Source organism: Blastococcus litoris (assembly GCF_003075095.1).
Classification (GTDB): Bacteria; Actinomycetota; Actinomycetes; order Mycobacteriales; family Geodermatophilaceae; genus Blastococcus_B; species Blastococcus_B litoris.
Genome location: NZ_QCZF01000015.1, coordinates 43785 through 59138, shown reverse-complemented (window position 1 = coordinate 59138; position 15354 = coordinate 43785). Strand labels below are relative to the sequence as shown.

At 73.0% G+C, this 15354-nt stretch carries 15 protein-coding genes; 10 read left to right on the top strand and 5 right to left on the bottom strand.

All coding sequences use genetic code 11. The features are described 5' to 3' along the window. Positions 1 to 21: 21 nt before the first annotated feature. Positions 22 to 1278 (bottom strand): MFS transporter, encoded by a 1257-nt coding sequence (locus tag DCS98_RS21815; RefSeq protein ID WP_206340393.1) that lies wholly within the window; start codon positions 1276 to 1278, stop codon positions 22 to 24. A 96-nt stretch (positions 1279 to 1374) separates the two neighbouring features. Continuing rightward, on the bottom strand, positions 1375 to 2322 hold the full coding sequence (locus tag DCS98_RS21810; RefSeq protein WP_116453600.1) for a LysR family transcriptional regulator: 948 nt from the start codon (positions 2320 to 2322) through the stop codon (positions 1375 to 1377). A gap of 85 nt (positions 2323 to 2407) precedes the next feature. Here DCS98_RS21810 and DCS98_RS21805 point away from each other — a divergent pair, with 85 nt between their 5' ends. The 7 genes from DCS98_RS21805 to DCS98_RS21775 are packed head-to-tail and all read left to right on the top strand — an operon-like array spanning position 2408 to position 8801. Next, positions 2408 to 3406 (top strand): cyclase family protein, encoded by a 999-nt coding sequence (locus DCS98_RS21805; RefSeq protein ID WP_116453586.1) that lies wholly within the window; start codon positions 2408 to 2410, stop codon positions 3404 to 3406. A gap of 9 nt (positions 3407 to 3415) precedes the next feature. After that, a complete protein-coding gene (locus tag DCS98_RS21800) occupies positions 3416 to 4546 on the top strand; it encodes an FAD-dependent monooxygenase (RefSeq protein WP_116453585.1) in 1131 nt (376 codons plus the stop codon). A gap of 14 nt (positions 4547 to 4560) precedes the next feature. Then, positions 4561 to 5499 (top strand): VOC family protein, encoded by a 939-nt coding sequence (locus DCS98_RS21795; RefSeq protein WP_116453584.1) that lies wholly within the window; start codon positions 4561 to 4563, stop codon positions 5497 to 5499. Continuing rightward, on the top strand, positions 5499 to 6455 hold the full coding sequence (locus DCS98_RS21790) for a fumarylacetoacetate hydrolase family protein (protein ID WP_116453583.1): 957 nt from the start codon (positions 5499 to 5501) through the stop codon (positions 6453 to 6455). The genes DCS98_RS21795 and DCS98_RS21790 overlap by 1 nt, the downstream gene beginning before the upstream one ends. Further along, positions 6452 to 7207: an SDR family NAD(P)-dependent oxidoreductase gene (locus DCS98_RS21785; RefSeq protein ID WP_116453582.1), complete on the top strand. Its 756-nt coding sequence runs from the start codon at positions 6452 to 6454 to the stop codon at positions 7205 to 7207. The genes DCS98_RS21790 and DCS98_RS21785 overlap by 4 nt, the downstream gene beginning before the upstream one ends. A 23-nt stretch (positions 7208 to 7230) precedes the next feature. After that, entirely contained in the window at positions 7231 to 8400 is a 1170-nt protein-coding gene (locus tag DCS98_RS21780; protein ID WP_116453581.1) for an alpha/beta hydrolase family protein, read from the top strand. Positions 8401 to 8408: 8 nt separating this feature from the next. Beyond that, positions 8409 to 8801 carry a VOC family protein gene (locus tag DCS98_RS21775; RefSeq protein WP_116453599.1) on the top strand — a complete coding sequence of 131 codons (393 nt, stop codon included), beginning with the start codon at positions 8409 to 8411 and terminating at the stop codon, positions 8799 to 8801. Between the two features lie 10 nt (positions 8802 to 8811). Here the strand turns inward: DCS98_RS21775 and DCS98_RS21770 are convergent, their stop codons facing one another. Next, positions 8812 to 9450: a TetR/AcrR family transcriptional regulator gene (locus tag DCS98_RS21770; RefSeq protein ID WP_116453580.1), complete on the bottom strand. Its 639-nt coding sequence runs from the start codon at positions 9448 to 9450 to the stop codon at positions 8812 to 8814. 103 nt (positions 9451 to 9553) lie between these two features. On the opposite strand from DCS98_RS21770, the gene DCS98_RS21765 reads away from it, so the two are divergent. Beyond that, positions 9554 to 10759 (top strand): FAD-dependent oxidoreductase, encoded by a 1206-nt coding sequence (locus DCS98_RS21765; RefSeq protein ID WP_241038570.1) that lies wholly within the window; start codon positions 9554 to 9556, stop codon positions 10757 to 10759. Between the two features lies 1 nt (position 10760). After that, positions 10761 to 11060, top strand: a complete 300-nt coding sequence (locus tag DCS98_RS21760; RefSeq protein ID WP_116453579.1) for a putative quinol monooxygenase — start codon at positions 10761 to 10763, stop codon at positions 11058 to 11060. A 54-nt stretch (positions 11061 to 11114) separates the two neighbouring features. On the opposite strand, the gene DCS98_RS21755 is transcribed toward DCS98_RS21760, so the two are convergent. Next, a complete protein-coding gene (locus tag DCS98_RS21755) occupies positions 11115 to 12584 on the bottom strand; it encodes an HNH endonuclease signature motif containing protein (RefSeq protein ID WP_116453578.1) in 1470 nt (489 codons plus the stop codon). A 39-nt stretch (positions 12585 to 12623) separates the two neighbouring features. Further along, the gene (locus DCS98_RS21750) at positions 12624 to 14090 is read right to left on the bottom strand and encodes an MFS transporter (RefSeq protein ID WP_116453597.1); all 1467 of its coding nucleotides are present in this window, start codon (positions 14088 to 14090) and stop codon (positions 12624 to 12626) included. Between the two features lie 125 nt (positions 14091 to 14215). On the opposite strand from DCS98_RS21750, the gene DCS98_RS21745 reads away from it, so the two are divergent. Beyond that, the gene (locus tag DCS98_RS21745) at positions 14216 to 15352 is read left to right on the top strand and encodes a flavin-containing monooxygenase (protein ID WP_116453577.1); all 1137 of its coding nucleotides are present in this window, start codon (positions 14216 to 14218) and stop codon (positions 15350 to 15352) included. Positions 15353 to 15354: the final 2 nt, after the last annotated feature.

The window sequence follows — 15354 nt, the reverse complement described above, 5'->3', positions numbered from 1 at the left end:
GGGTCCCGGCCCGGCCTCCGCTCAGTGGGCGAGCGCCGGGTCGGCGTCCTGGGTCGGACGCAGGGCGCGGACGACGACGGCGGCGACCACACCGACGACGCCGAGGGCGACCATGGCCGCCCCCAGGCCACCGATGGCGTCGGTGAGCCCGAGGACCACCAGCGGGGTGAAGAACTGGCCGACGAAGAAGGCCGACGTCCAGATGCCGGTGCCGCGGCCGCGCTGCTCGAAGCTGAGCGAGCCCAGGGCCCAGGTGAGCAGGGAGGGCAGCAGCAGGCCGTTGCCGAACCCGGTGACGACGGCGAAGACGACCACGACCGGCACCGCCGACGCCAGCCCCATCCCGACGATGCCCACGCCGGACAGGCCGAACGCGAGCGGCACCAGCACGGCCGGGCCCTGCTTGGCCAGGCGCCCGAAGAGGAACCCGCCGACCGCGGTGCCGAGGGAGGCGATGGCGCTGGCCGCGCCGATGACCGCCGTCGACTCCACACCGATGTCGTCGAGCTTGAACGAGAGCTCCACGATGAGGACGTAGAAGACCAGGCCGCCGACGAGGCTGACGCCGATCGGAGCGGCGATCCGCGACCACGGCAGGGGCGGGAGCTTCTGGGTGCGGGCGGCGGCCTGCGCCCGCGGGGCGGGCTGCCAGACGTAGCGGGCCGCGAGGAAGGCGAGCGGGAGGCTGACCACGTACAGCCAGAAGGGGGTGCGCCAGTTCTGCGCGCCCAGGGCGCCGCCGACCCCGAGGAAGATCGTCGCCGCGACGGTGGTGAAGACGACCTGCAGGCCGAAGTACTTCTCGCGCTGGGAGCCGTGGAAGTAGTCGGCCAGGAGCGTCGTGCAGCAGGTCATGATCGCGGCCTCGGTGAGCCCGAGCAGCACGCGGCTGGCGACGACGAGCTGCAGCGAGGGCAGCCAGAGCGGGGCCGTGCCGACGAAGGCGTAGACGACGAGCGACCCGACCAGCAGCCGCTTGCGACCCAGCCGGTCGACGATGCGACCGGCCACCATCGCGGTCAGGCCGATCACGAGGGCCGGTGCGGTGAGCACGATCGGGGTGAGCGCCTCGACCCCGGGCGTGCCCTCGAAGGCGTCCTCGATGCGCGGCAGGACGGGGGCGAGCAGCACGGCCCCGAGGACGGCGAGGCAGCTGGAGAAGAGCAGCACCAGCGCCTGCGCGCGGCCGGCGGGCCGGCCGGTGGCGGGGTCGACGGCGACCTCACCGGCGAGGGGTTCCTCCGCCGGTCGCTCAGGGCTCAGGACGTTCTCCGACACGGGCGTCTCCGTTGACAGCGACGTGCCGGTCCCGGTGACCGGCATCACTGGCCGTGAAGTGTCAGCACGGAGAGTGCCGAGCGGAAATCACTTCTTCTACTGGCCCTCATCAACCAGGTCGATACCCTCCGGCCGCCCCACGGCGAGCTCGGCGGCGCGGGCCACGAGGTCGCGGAGGTACGCGTGCTCGGGATCGTCGTCGTAGACGGGGTGCCACCACATCGACTCGATGAGCGGACCGGCGTCGAACGGGACCGGGAGCGCGCGGATCCCCGCGTTGAGCGGCAGCTGGTCGACCAGGCGGCGCTGCAGCAGCGCGATCCGGTCGCTGCCGGCGATGAGCGTGGGCACGGTCAGGAAGTTCTCGTTGACGACCTGCACCCGGGGTTCGATGCCGAGCATCCGCATCTGGCGCGCGGCCGGGGTCGACGCCGTCGGCCCGTGGTAGGTGGCCACCCACGGAAGGGTCTCCAGGTCCTCGACCGTGAGGCCCACGTCCGCCACCGGGTTGTCCGCAGCCACCACGCAGACCCACTCGTCGCGGTACAGGTCGCGACGGGAGAGGCCGGTGAGGAACCCCGGAGGCAGGAACAGGAGGTCGGCCGACAGCAGCGCCTGCTCGGCACGGTCGACGACCGCCGGTGAGTGCGTGGACAGCCGCAGGCTCGTGTGCGGAGCCTCCTCGGCCAGCAGCGCCGCCACCGTGTCGCCGAGGATCGCGGTGACGTAGTCGCTGACGAGCAGGGTGAACTCACGCGTCGAGGAGGCCGGGTCGAACTCCGGTTGGGCGGTGAACACCCGCTCGACGCCCGACAGCGCGATCCGCGCGAGCTCCTTGAGCTGCACGGCCAGCGGGGTGAGGCGGTACTCGTTGCCGACGCGGGTGAGCAGCTCGTCGTCGAAGTGCCGGCGCAGCCGGGCCAGCGACGCCGACAGGGCCGGCTGGCTGAGCCCCATCTGCGCCGCGGCGCGGGTGACGCTGCGCTGCTGGAGCAGCGCGTCGAGGGACACGAGCAGGTTGAGATCCAGGCTCGCGATGTTCACGAGGCCCACCGTATCGACGGGGCTGATGCCAGTCATCAGGCATTCCGTCTTCCCTCACCCCTGTGGGCTGCGCCACCGTCGGGGCATGCAGGAGACCCCTGAGCCGCTCGACCGCACGGATCCGGAGAGCGCCATCGCCGCTGCTGCGAAGCGATGCTCGAACTGGGGCCGGTGGGGCGCCGACGACGTCATCGGGACGATGAACTTCCTCGACGACGCCAAGCGGGTGGAGGGCGCGGCCCTGGTCCGCCGGGGCGCCAGCTTCTCGCTGTCGCAGTCCTTCGACACCGACGGCCCGCAGAAGGGCTGGCGGCGACGCACGAACCCGGTGCACACCATGACCGACACCGGCACGGACGCCGAACGCGGGAACCAGGGCTTCCCGCACGGCATCGGCGGCGCCGACGACGTCATCGCCATGCCCCTGCAGTGCTCGACCCAGTGGGACGGCCTCGGGCACATCTTCGACCACGGCTTCGCCTGGAACGGGCGCCGCGCGGGTGACGTCGTCACCAGCGAGGGCGACCTGGTCACCGGCATCGAGCACGTCGCCTCGCTGATCGCCGGCCGCGGCGTGCTCCTCGACGTCGGCCGGGCCCTCGGCACCGACGGCGAGCTGCCCGACGGCTTCGCCATCACCACCGAGCACCTCGAGGCCACGATCGCCGCGCAGGGCGAGTCGTCGCGCGTCGGCCGCGGCGACCTCGTCGTGGTCCGGACCGGTCGCCTCACCCGTGCCCGCCGCGACATCGCCGAGGGACGCGGCTGGGGCGACTACGCAGGCGGCGCCGCCCCCGGCCTCTCCTTCACCACCGCCGACTGGCTGCACGGCACCGAGATCGCCGGCATCGCCACCGACACCTGGGGCTTCGAGGTCCGGCCCAACGAGTTCGACGTGGCCTTCCAGCCGCTGCACCAGGTCGCCATCCCCAACATCGGGCTGTCCATCGGCGAGATGTGGGACCTCGACGCCCTGGCCGCCGACTGCGCCGCGGACGGCCGCTACGACTTCTGGCTCACCGCCGCTCCCCTTCCCATCACCGGAGCCGTCGGCTCCCCGGTCAACCCCATCGCCGTCAAGTAGGAGGCACCGATGCCTGCCGTCAGCAACGTCCTCGTCGTGGGGGGCGGCCTCGCCGGCGCCGCGACCGCGATCCACCTCGCGAAGGCCGGGGTCGGCGTCGACCTGGTCGACATCAAGCCCGACGTCGCCGCCCTGGGCTCCGGGATCACGCTCCAGGGCAACGCCCTGCGCGAGCTCCGCTCCCTCGGGGTGTGGGACCAGGTGCAGGCGGCGGGCTACGCCTTCGACGTCACCGGCATCCGCGCCCCCGACCCGAACGGCACGGTCGTCGCCGAGATCCCCGACGCCAAGACCGGCGGACCGGACCTCCCCGCCGCCATGGGGATGCCGCGGCGGGAGCTGGCCCGCATCCTGGTCGACCGCGCCACCGAGGTCGGCGTCAAGGTCCGGTTCGGCACGACGCACAACGAGCTGCGCCAGGACGCCGACGGCGTCGACGTCACGTTCTCCGACCACTCCACCGGCCGCTACGACCTCGTCGTCGGCGCGGACGGCATCCGCTCGTGGACCCGCCGGGCGCTCGGCGTGAACCTGGAGACGAAGTCGGTCGGCATGGGCATCTGGCGCGCCTTCGGTCCGCGCCCGGCCAGCGTGACGCGGACCGACCTCTACTACGGCGGGCCCTCCTACATCGCCGGCTACTGCCCCACCGGCGAGGACTCGCTCTACGCCTACATCGTCGAGGACGCGCAGGACCGCAGCGCCCTCAGCCCCGACGAGCAGCTCGCCGTCATGAAGGAGCTGTCGCAGGCCTACCACGGGCCGTGGGACGAGATCCGCGAGACGCTCACCGACCCGTCGCGGGTCAACTACACGTGGTTCGAGACGCACGTCCTCGACGAGCCGTGGAACCGCGGCCGCGTCGTCCTCATCGGGGACGCCGCGCACACCTGCCCGCCCACCATCGCCCAGGGCGGTGCCATGGCCCTGGAGGACGCCGTCGTCCTCGCCGAGCTGCTCGTCGAGCGGGACGTGCTCGACCAGGACCTGTGGGACGCCTTCATGGCCCGCCGCTACCAGCGCGCCAAGACCGTCGTCGACGCGTCCAACCAGCTCGCCCAGTGGCAGCTCGACCACGTCCAGGGCGACATCCCCTCGATGATGCGCTCCATCGCCATGCTCACCAGCCAGCCCGCCTGAAAGCCAGAGAAACCATGACCCAGCGCCTGATCACGCACCTGCGGCACGTCGACCTCGCCGTGCCCGACTTCGCCAAGCAGCTCGACTTCTACTCCGGCATCTGGGGCCTGACCCCCGAGCACACCGACACCGGGCTGGCCTTCCTGGCCGCCGAGGGGTCGCCGGAGCAGTACATCGTGCGGCTGCGCGAGGCGACCGACAAGCGGATCGACCTCATCTCCTTCGGCGCCGCGAACCGCGCCGACGTCGACACCCTGGCCGGGCAGCTGGCCGCGGACGGCGTCCAGCTGGTGCACGAGCCGACCGACCTGCAGACCCCCGGTGGCGGCTACGGCTTCCGGTTCTTCGACAACGAGGGCCGCACCATCGAGGTCAGCTCCGACGTCGCCGTGCGGGAGCACCGCACGATCGAGGAGGGCGAGTCGATCCCGGTCCGCCTCTCCCACGTCGTGCTCAACTCCACCGACCCCGAGGGCACCGTCGCGTTTTACGACAAGCACCTGAGCTTCTCGCTGTCGGACACGCTCATGCACCCCCGGATGGGCAACATGATGTATTTCCTCCGCACCAACGCCTGGCACCACAGCATGGCGATCGCCCGCGGCCCGCACGCCTCGCTGCACCACGCCTCCTTCGAGATGCGCGGCCTCGACGAGTACATGCGCGGCACCGGCCGGCTGCTGCGGGCGGGCGTCGAGAAGGTCTGGGGCCCGGGCCGGCACCTCGCGGGCAACAACACCTTCAGCTACTTCCTCGACCCCCACGGCAACACCGTCGAGTACACGACGGAGCTGGAGACCCTCGACGAGGACACCTGGCACCCGCACCTGTACGACATCAGCAACCCCGAGGTCAGCGACCAGTGGGGCACGGCGAACGCGATGAACGAGTTCGTGGCGCAGAAGTCGTTCAACGACCCCGACAAGGGTCTGTTCGTCGCACCCCCGGTCTGATGCGGTTCGCGACCTGGGAGTCCGGAGGCCGCGTGCAGGCCGGTGTGGCATCAGCCGCCGGCCTGCACGCACTCCCCGACGACCGCACGATCCTCGACCTGGTCCGCGCCGGGCTGCCGGCGGCGCTCGAGGCCGGTACCGCCGCGCTCGAGGGTCCGGCCGTGCCGGTGGACTCGGTGCGGCTGCTGCCCCCGCTGGAGGCACCGACCGTCCGCGACTTCGTCGCGTTCGAGGAGCACGTCGAGGGCATGGTGGCGCCGAGCGGCGAGGCCGTCGCGCCGGAGTGGTACCAGGCGCCGACCTTCTACTTCACGAACCCCTACGCGCTGGTCGGCGCACACGACGACGTCCCGGTGCCCCCGGGGTCGCAGAAGTTCGACTTCGAGCTGGAGGTCGCCGTCGTCGTCGGCCGGGACGGTGCCTCGCTGACCCCCGAGCAGGCCCGCGACCACGTCTTCGGCTACACGATCCTCAACGACTGGTCCGCCCGCGACCTGCAGTTCCGCGAGATGGCGGTGAAGCTGGGCCCGGCCAAGGGCAAGGACTCGGCGACCACGCTCGGCCCGTGGCTGGTCACCGCCGACGAGCTGGAGCCCTACCGTGACGACGACGGCTTCCTCGCCCTCGACATGCGGGTCTCGGTCAACGACGTCGAGATCGGCCAGGACCTGCTGTCCAACATGGGCTGGCCGTTCGAGGAGCTCGTCTCCTACGCCTCCCGGGGCACGGAGGTGCGGGCAGGCGACGTGCTCGGCTCGGGCACCTGCGGCAACGGCGGCTGCCTCGCCGAGCTGTGGGGCATCCGGGGCGAGGCCGCTCCCCCGCCGCTGCAGATCGGCGACGTCGTCGAGATGACCGTCGAGGGCCTCGGCACCATCCGCAACCGCGTCGTCGAGGGGCTCGACCTGCCGCCCGTGCCGCCGGCCCGGAAGCGGTCCCGGGCGCGCTCCCGATGAACCGGGTCGCCGGGAAGGTCGTCGTCGTCACCGGTGCCGGCCAGGGTCAGGGCGCCGCCGAAGCGCGCCTCCTGGCCGCCGAGGGTGCGACGGTGATCGCCTGCGACCTCACGCCCGGACCCGCCGAGGAGCTGCCGGGTGTCGAGTACCGGCAGCTCGACGTCACCGACGCCGTCGGCTGGGGGTTGCTCGCCCAGGACCTGCGGGCCCGCTTCGGCGTCGTGCACGGGCTGGTCGCCAACGCCGGCGTGACCTGGCGGGCACGGCTGGACGAGCTGGGCGCGGCGGACCTCGCGCGGGTGAACGAGGTCAACGTCGCGGGCACCCTGCACGGGGTCCAGGCGCTGACGCCGCTCATGACCGGCGGTGGATCGGTCGTCGTCGTCGGCTCCGTGGCCGCGCTGACCGGCCATTTCCCGGTGGCCTACACGGCGTCCAAGTGGGCCCTGCGCGGGCTCGCCAAGGCCGCCTGCCTGGAGCTCGGGCCCCGGGGCATCCGGGTCAACGCCGTGCACCCGGGCTACATCGAGACGCCGATGACGGCGTCCGCCGCACCGGCGTTCCGCGAGGCGAACGTCGCCGAGACGCCGCTGGGCCGCACCGGCACCGTCGACGAGGTGGCGCCGTTGGTGCTGTTCCTCGTCAGCGACGAGGCCTCCTTCATCTCCGGCGCGGAGATCCCCGTCGACGGCGGCATGACCGCCCACGGCGGCGTGAAGTCGATCAGCGACGCCGTCCGCGCCGCTTCCTGAACACCCTGCGAGAGGAACCACCCGTGTTCGAGTACTTCCCCACCGGCCCCTACACCTGGAACCTCGGCGTCGTCGCGACGCTGAACAGCGGTGGGCTCATCGACGAGGTGGACCGCGCCTGCCGCCCGATCAAGGACGCCGCCAATGCGGGCGAGGACGCCGGCACGCCGGACTTCCTGCGTGCCTGGACCGCCCTGACCGACCAGCTGGTCGCCCAGGCCGAGGACGCGGAGAAGGCCGGCCACGTCCGGACCGCCGGCCAGCTGTACTTCCGCGCCAGCAACTACCTCTCCCAGGCCGAGCGGATGCTGTCGCACTCCGACCCCGACCGGCTCCCGACCTACCGCCGGATGCTGGAGATCGCGCAGAAGGCGTTCGACACGCACAGCCCGCGGGTGAGCCGGGTGGCGGTCCCCTACGAGGGGACGACGCTGCCGGCCTACTTCAGCCAGGCGCCGGGCGAGGGCCCCCACCCGGTGATCGTCCTGGTGAACGGCCTGGACTCCACCAAGGAGCACATGTACAGCTCGAGCCACTGGGAGGAGCTCGCCGCCCGCGGCATCTCCTGCCTCATGCTCGACCAGCCCGGCACCGGTGAGGCGCTGCGGCTGCAGGGCCTCACCGCGCGGATCGACACCGAGGTCTGGGCAGGCGCGGCCGTCGACTACCTGGAGACCCGCGACGACGTCGACACCTCCCGCATCGGCATCGTCGGCTGGTCGCTGGGCGGCTACTACGCCCCGCGCGCCGCCGCGTTCGAGAAGCGCTTCGCCCTCTGCGTGGCCTGGGGCGCCAACCACGACTGGGGCGCCGTGCAGCGCCGCCGCAAGGAGCGCGAGGGCGAGCGCCCGGTCCCCCACTACTGGTCGCACGTCCTCTGGGTGTGGGGCAAGGACGGGGACGAGAACAACCTGGACGCATTCCTCGACTTCGCCGACGACGTGAACCTCGAGGGGGTCGTCGAGCAGATCACCGTGCCGTTCCTGATCGCCCACGGGGAGAACGACCGGCAGATCCCGCTGGCGATGGCGCACCGGTCCTACGAGCAGGCGGTCAACTCCCCCAAGCGCGAGCTGCGGGTCTTCACGCCCGAGGAGGGCGCCACCGAGCACATCGGCCTGGACCACCTGCCGCACGTCAGCACCTTCGTCGCCGACTGGGTCGCGGACACCTTCGCCGAGCTCGCGCGGTGACCGGCCGGATGCTCTTCCTGAGCCTGCCGGTCGACGACCTGCCCAGAGCCCGAGCGTTCTACGAGGCGCTCGGCTTCCGGATCAACGAGCACTCGTCGGACGACCGGACGGCGTCGGTCGTCGTCGAGGACGCCATCGTCGTGACGCTGCAGACCCGCGAGCGGTTCGCCGACGTCGCCGGCGCGCAGGCCGGTGACCCGACGCGCCCCACGGCGCTGCCGTGCCTGACCGTGGGGAGCCGCGACGAGGTCGACGATCTGCTGGCGAAGGCGACGTCTGCCGGCGGGCGGACGACGTCGTCGCCCCGCGACGAAGGCGCCCGCTACACGGGGAGCTTCGCCGACCCGGACGGCAACGTCTGGCAGCTCCTCTGGTTGGACCAGCTGCACGTCGTCAACTGATAGCCGCCGGTCAGGGGCGTGCGAGCAGGTAGCGCACCGCCGTCTCGCCCAGGTGGGCGGCGAACGCGTCGTCGTCCACCGGGGTGGGCGTGGCGAAGGCCGGGCCGTACGCGACGCGGATCATGGCTGCCGCGAAGACGGTGCCGAAGCACGCGCGGACGGCGGCCTCCGCATCGACGTGCGTGATCGCGTCCGCCGCCCCCAGGACCACGGCGGTGAACCCGTCGCCCAGCTCGCGCGCGTAGCGGTCACCCCGCCGCTGCACCTCCTGGTGGGCGGCGGAGAGCAGCACGATCGCCCCCAGGAACCGCTGGTGACGCAGGGAGATGCCGACCATCTCCTCGACCGCCGCGCGCACGAGCTCCGCGGGTGCCAGACCGGCCCACCGGGCGTCGTCGGCGAAGACAGCCTGCTCGGCCCTCAGCCTGGCGATGCCGTGCTCGTAGACGGCGAGGAAGAGGGCGTCCTTGCTCGTGGTGCGGGCGTAGATGGCTGTCGGCGCGACGGCGGCCCGCTCGCACAGAGCAGCGATCGTGAAGGCGTCGTAGCCGCCGTCCTCCAGCAGCGCCACGCCGGCGTCGAGCACGCGGTTCCAGGCCTCCCGGCTCCGCTGCTGCTTGGGCGGTCGCACCTCGAGTTCGGCATCCACGTGCCCATCCTCCCGGACGCTTGACAGAACAGTGACGAGCACTACAGTTCAGACATAACTGTAGTGTCGACTACTGTTCTTCCGACGAGTTCGAGGTGCCCTCGTGACCCCTTCCTCACCCTCCTCCCGCGGCCGCGTCGCCGTCCTCGGCGCGGGACCGGCCGGCATGGCCGCCGCGCTGGGCGCGATCAAGGCAGGCCACGACGTCGTCGTCTACGAGCGCTACCGCGAGGCGCGTCCGGCCGGGAACATCCTCAACCTGTGGCCGCCGCCGCTGAAGGCGCTGCGCGCGCTCGGGGTGGACACCGAGGACCTCGGCGCCCCCACGCACTCGGAGTTCCGCAACCTGCAGGGCAGGGTCCGGGTCGACGTCAAGCTCGACGAGGACGTGAAGGCGGCCTTCGGCGGTGGCTTCATCGGGCTGCTGCGGCCGGAGCTGTACGAGCGGATGCTCGCCGCCATCCCCGACGGGACCATCCGCTTCGACTCCCAGGTGGACCGGATCGAGCAGGACGAGCGCGCCGTCACCCTGCACTTCGCCGACGGCAGCACCGCCGAGCACGACGTCCTGATCGGCGCCGACGGCATCGACTCCCTCCTCCGCCGTACCCTCTGGGGAGACGCCCCCAAGCGCGAGCACCGGCTGCACATCTTCGGTGGCTTCACCTTCGCCGACGTCGCCGGCACGGTGCCGAACAAGTGCGTCCTGACGCACGGCCGCACGATCCAGGGCAGCTGGACGTCGATCCGGCACAAGGGTCGCGACGGCCACCAGTGGTGGGTGCTCACCTCCACCGACCCCGACGCCCCGGCGCCGGCCGACCTCAAGGCGTCGGCGGCCGGGCTGGCCGAGGGGTTCCCGGCACCCCTGCCCGGGCTGATCGCCGCGACCGAGCCGCAGGACGTGCAGCGGTGGGTGCTGCGGGACCGGCCGGCGCTGAAGCAGTGGTCGAAGGGCCGCGCCACGCTGGTCGGCGACGCCGCCCACCCCACGTCCCCGTACGCCGCCTACGGGGCCGGCATGTCCATCGAGGACGGCTACTTCCTCGGGGTCGCGCTGCGCGGGGTCGACCTCACCGACCTCGCTGCCGTGCGCCGGGCGCTGCAGTCCTACGAGGACCCGCGCAAGCCGCACACCGCCAAGCAGGTCCAGATGGCCTGGATGCTGGGCAAGGTCTTCCACCACGCACCCGCGCCGCTGCGGCCGATCCGCGACTTCGTGTTCGACCACACGCCGTTCCTGCAGAAGGTGGCGGGCGACTCCAACCCGCGCGAGATCAACAAGCAGCTCGCGCTGATCGAGGACTGACGTGCTGATCGTCCTCGGCAGCGCCACCGCGGCGCCCGGGCGCCGCGACGAGCTCGTCGCGGCGGCGCGGGCAGTCGCCTCCGCGACCCGCACCGACCCCGGCTGTGTCGCGTACTCGTTCGCCGCAGATCTCGAGGACCCGGACCGGATCCTCGGCATCGAGATCTGGGCCGACCAGGCCGCGCTCGACGCGCACATGACGCACGCGCACACGCTGGAGTTCCTCCGCGTCGCACCGGGGCTCGTGGTGGGCCAGCCGCAGATGTCCTTCTACGAAGCCGCGGCGACCGACCGCGGCTGACCGCTCACGACGGACCCGGTCGACCGGCGCTCGAATCGGGGGGCGGCCCGCCGGTCAGAACGGTGGGGGGTCATCGGCCGGGACGTCCGGCGGCGGCTCGGGATCGGGTGGCCGCAGGCCCGGGGGCCTCGTGGTGCGGGTGACCCCGGACGGGCTGGTCACGTGGAGGACCCCGTCGGCGTCCATGTGGAACGCCCAGCCGCGGGCGAAGGTCTTCAGCCGGTGATGGGAGCGGCACAGGCAGCAGAGGTTGGCGCACCCGGTCGAGCCACCCCGGGCGTGGGCGACCACGTGGTCGAGGTCGGCCCAGCCGACCCGCTGCCCGCAGTTGGGCATCCGGCAGCGGCGGTCACGCGTCCGCACGAACCGCTGCTGCGCTGCCGTGGGCGCGTAGCCGTCGGTCGCCGGCGGCGCGTCGAGCACCGCGCAGCCGCAGTCCGCCAGCGGGTGCTCGACGCAGCCCTGCGCGGCCCGGCGGGCCAGTTGGGCCGCGGTGAGGGTCGCCCGCAGGCGCCCGTCCGGATCCGTGATCGCGAACATCAGCGAGCCACCCTCCGGCGTGGTCAGGCCGAGCGCGCCGAGCCGGCGGAGCAGTTCGCGCAGGTGGGCGGCGGTGATCGGGAGCCCGTTGACGTCGCCGCCGTGCGCCGACGCACCCTCCAGCCCTTCGAGCGAAGCGGTGACCGCCAGGTTCACGGTGACGCCGGGAAGATCGTGGTCAGCCGGTCGCAGGACGAGCATCGAGTGGATCGCCGAGCGGATCTCGCCGATGGGGCGCGGATCGCCCTCGGCCTTCGCCATCGTGGCGAGCTGGTCGATCATGGCGTAGCAGGCCGCCGCCTCGTCGGCGCTCATGTCCGTGGCCAGCGTCGCCATGCCGTCGCCCGCGTCGTGGCAGCGCACGTCGGCGGCCCGCTGCGCCTCCTCGTGGCGCACGTCGATCGCCTCGGCGTCCAGCTCCGCCAGCAGTTCCAGGGCCCGCGCTCCGAGACGGGTCAGCGACAGGGCGCTCGCCTCCGGCAGCAGCGCGGCCTCGACCGCCCTGGCCGTCTCGGGTGCCGTGTGCTGCAGCGCGTCGGCGAGGACTCCGGCCCGACGCTCGTCGATCTCCCCTCGACGGAGCGCGGCGAAGGTCGCCGGCACGCTCTCCCGCCAGGTCCAGGCGCGCCGCGCGCGGAACGCGGCCGTGCCACGGCCGAGGTTGAGGGCGTGCGCGACCTCGTCGGGGAAGAACTCGCTCACCCCGGGGAACTCGGGACCGCTCCGCCGCCAGGCGCCGCTGCGCGCACCCCGGGCGCCCCGCGCCGGGTCGTCGGTGTCGGGGCGCAACTCCGCGAGCCGCAGGATCAGTTCGGCCTCCCGGGCGGTCTCCTTGGCTCGGTTGCGCTCGAGGCGCGCGAGTTCCACGGCGACGCCCTCGTCGTCCAGCGACCACACGGGTGGTCGGGGGTCGGGCTCCGGCCGGGTCAGCACCCAGTCGAGGAGAAGGCCCTCGAAGCTGGAGGTACCGGACGCCCGTTGCATGGATGGAACATACGTTCGACCACTGACGGTTCCGGGCGATCAGGCGGCCCGGGCCTGGATCCGCCGGTCCACCAGGACGTCCACCACCGCCAGCACCAGCGCGGCGACGAGGAAGCCGGTCGCCACGAGGATGCCGTGGGTGAAGGCACTGGCGAAGTCGCCCTGGGAGGCGGCGACCTGGGCGAAGAAGACCGAGCCCACGGCCGCGATCCCGACGGCCGCGCCGATCCGCTGGCCGACCTGCAGCAGGCCACCCGCCGTCCCGGCCCGTTCGACCGGGACCTCCGAGAGGGTGAGCGCCTGGTTCGGGGAGATGACCAGCCCCGCCCCGAGACCGCCCACCAGCAGCGGGGCGAGGGTGGCCCACCCCGTCCCGCTGTCCGGGACCAGGTGCACGGCCAGCAGCGTCCCCAGGAAGCCGAGCGCGGCGAGCAGCAGCCCGACGGCCACCAGTGAGCGGCCGAACCGGTGCACCACCCGGCCGCCGGCGGCCGCAGCCGCCGCCGACCCGACCGCGAACGGCGTGATGGCCAGCCCGGCCTCCAGCGCGCTGTAGCCGAGACCGGTCTGCAGGTACAGCGTGAAGACGAAGAACAGCGGGGTGAAGCCGGCGAAGAACAGCGTGATCATCGAGGCGCCGAACGACCACGACCGGAGCCGGAACAGCGCCAGGTCGACCAGCGGCTCCTTGCCCCGGCGGGTGTAGCGGAACTCCCACGCGACGAACGCCCCGAGCAGCAGGACGGCCACCGGGACGAGCAGCCACTTCGCGGGGCCCTCCCACTGCCGCTCCTGCACCAGCGGGAGCAGCAGCGCGACGATCCCCGCGCCCAGCAGGACGACGCCGAGCGGGTCGTAGTCGTGCCGCCGGCGCGACGGGTCGGGCTTCGGCAGCAGCTTCCACGCGAGCGGGATGGCGGCCAGACCGATCGGCAGGTTGATGAAGAAGACCCACCGCCAGCCGTCGTCCGGACCGAAGAAGGCGATCAGCGCGCCGCCGAGGAGCGGCCCGACAGCCGTCGACACCCCGATGACCGTGCCGAACAGGCCGAACGCCGTCCCCCGCTCGCGGCCGCGGAACAGCTGCTGGATCAGCGCGCTGATCTGCGGCGTGAGCAGGCCGCCGGCCAGGCCCTGCACGAGCCGGGCGACGACCAGCGTCAGGCTGGTCGGCGCCAACCCGCACGCCAACGAGGCCAGGGAGAACAGGCCCAACGCCGTGACGAACATCGTCCGCCGGCCCCTGACGTCACCGACCCGGCCGGCCGGGACGAGCAGCAGCCCGAAGGTGAGCGCGTAGCCCGAGACCACCCACTGCAGCTCGCTCTCCGAGGCCTGCAGGCCCTCGCGGATCGAGGGCAGCGCGACGTTCACGATCGAGACGTCGAGCAGCACCATGAAGCCGCCGACGAGGCACACCGCCAGCGCCCTCCAGCGCCGTGGGTCCGGCTGCTCGTCACCCCCCTCGCGGGCGTGCGCGTCCGTCTGCTGCTGCGTTCCTGCCACCGAGACCCCTTCACCGACCACGTGCCGGGTCGGTGCTACCCGAGGTTGTCGCGTGCAACCGATCACGGACCGGGAACTGTCGGAGGCTGGCGCGCCGCCGTCCCGCACCGGCAGAGTGACCGGCCATGACGGAGCAGGTGCTGGTGGTGGGTGCGGGCCCCGCGGGTCTGGCGGTCGCAGCGGTGCTCCGCAAGCGCGGTGTGCAGCCCCTCGTCGTCGACCGCGGCGGTGCGGTGGGCGACTCCTGGCGCGCCCGCTACGACCGGCTGCACCTGCACACCCCCCGCGTCCAGTCGGCGCTCCCCGGCCTGCGCATCCCCCGCGCGTACGGCCGCTGGGTCGCCCGGGACGACGTTGTCCGCTACCTCGAGGACTACGCGGCGCACCACGGCATCGAGCCGCGGTTCCGCACGACCGTGCGCCGCCTCGACCGGGAGGGGCCCGGCTGGACCGCGCGCACGGACGACGGCGACCTGCAGGCCGCCCAGGTCGTGGTCGCGTCGGGGTACAACTCCGCGCCGCTGCGGACCACCTGGGCCGGCGCGGAGACGTTCGGCGGGACGCTGCTGCACGCGTCGGAGTACGCCAACGCCGCGCCGTACCGGGGCAGGGACGTGCTCGTGGTGGGCGCCGGGAACACGGGCGCGGAGATCGCCGCCGACCTGGCCGAGGGCGGAGCGGCACGCGTGCGGCTGGCGGTGCGCACCCCGCCCAACGTCATCCCCCGCCAGCTGGGCCCGGTGCCGATCACGCTGCTGGGCGTCTCGCTGGACGTCACCCCGGCCCGGCTGGCCGACCCGCTCAACCGCCTGCTCCAGCGCCGGTTCGTCGGGGACCTGACGCGCTACGGCCTGCCCGCGGCGCCGCAGGGCGTGGTCGCCCAGCAGCGGGCGACCGGGGTGACCCCGACCATCGACGTCGGCCTGATCGAGGCGCTGAAGGCCGGCCGGGTGACGCCCGTCGCGGCGCTGGAGTGCTTCGCGGACGGCGAGGCGGTGCTCGCCGACGGGACCCGGTTGCGGCCCGACGTGGTGATCGCGGCGACCGGCTACACCTGCGGGCTCGAGCCGGTCGTCGGCCACCTCGGCGTCCTCGACGAGCGCGGGCGGCCGCTGGTCAGGGGCGCCCGCACCGCTCCCTCGGCACCCGGGCTCCGCTTCGTCGGCATCTCGAATCCGCTGAAGGGGCTGCTCTTCCAGATCGGTCTGGACGCCCGCGCGGCAGGGCGCGCGGTCGCGCGGGACCTCCGCCAGGGCCGGTGATC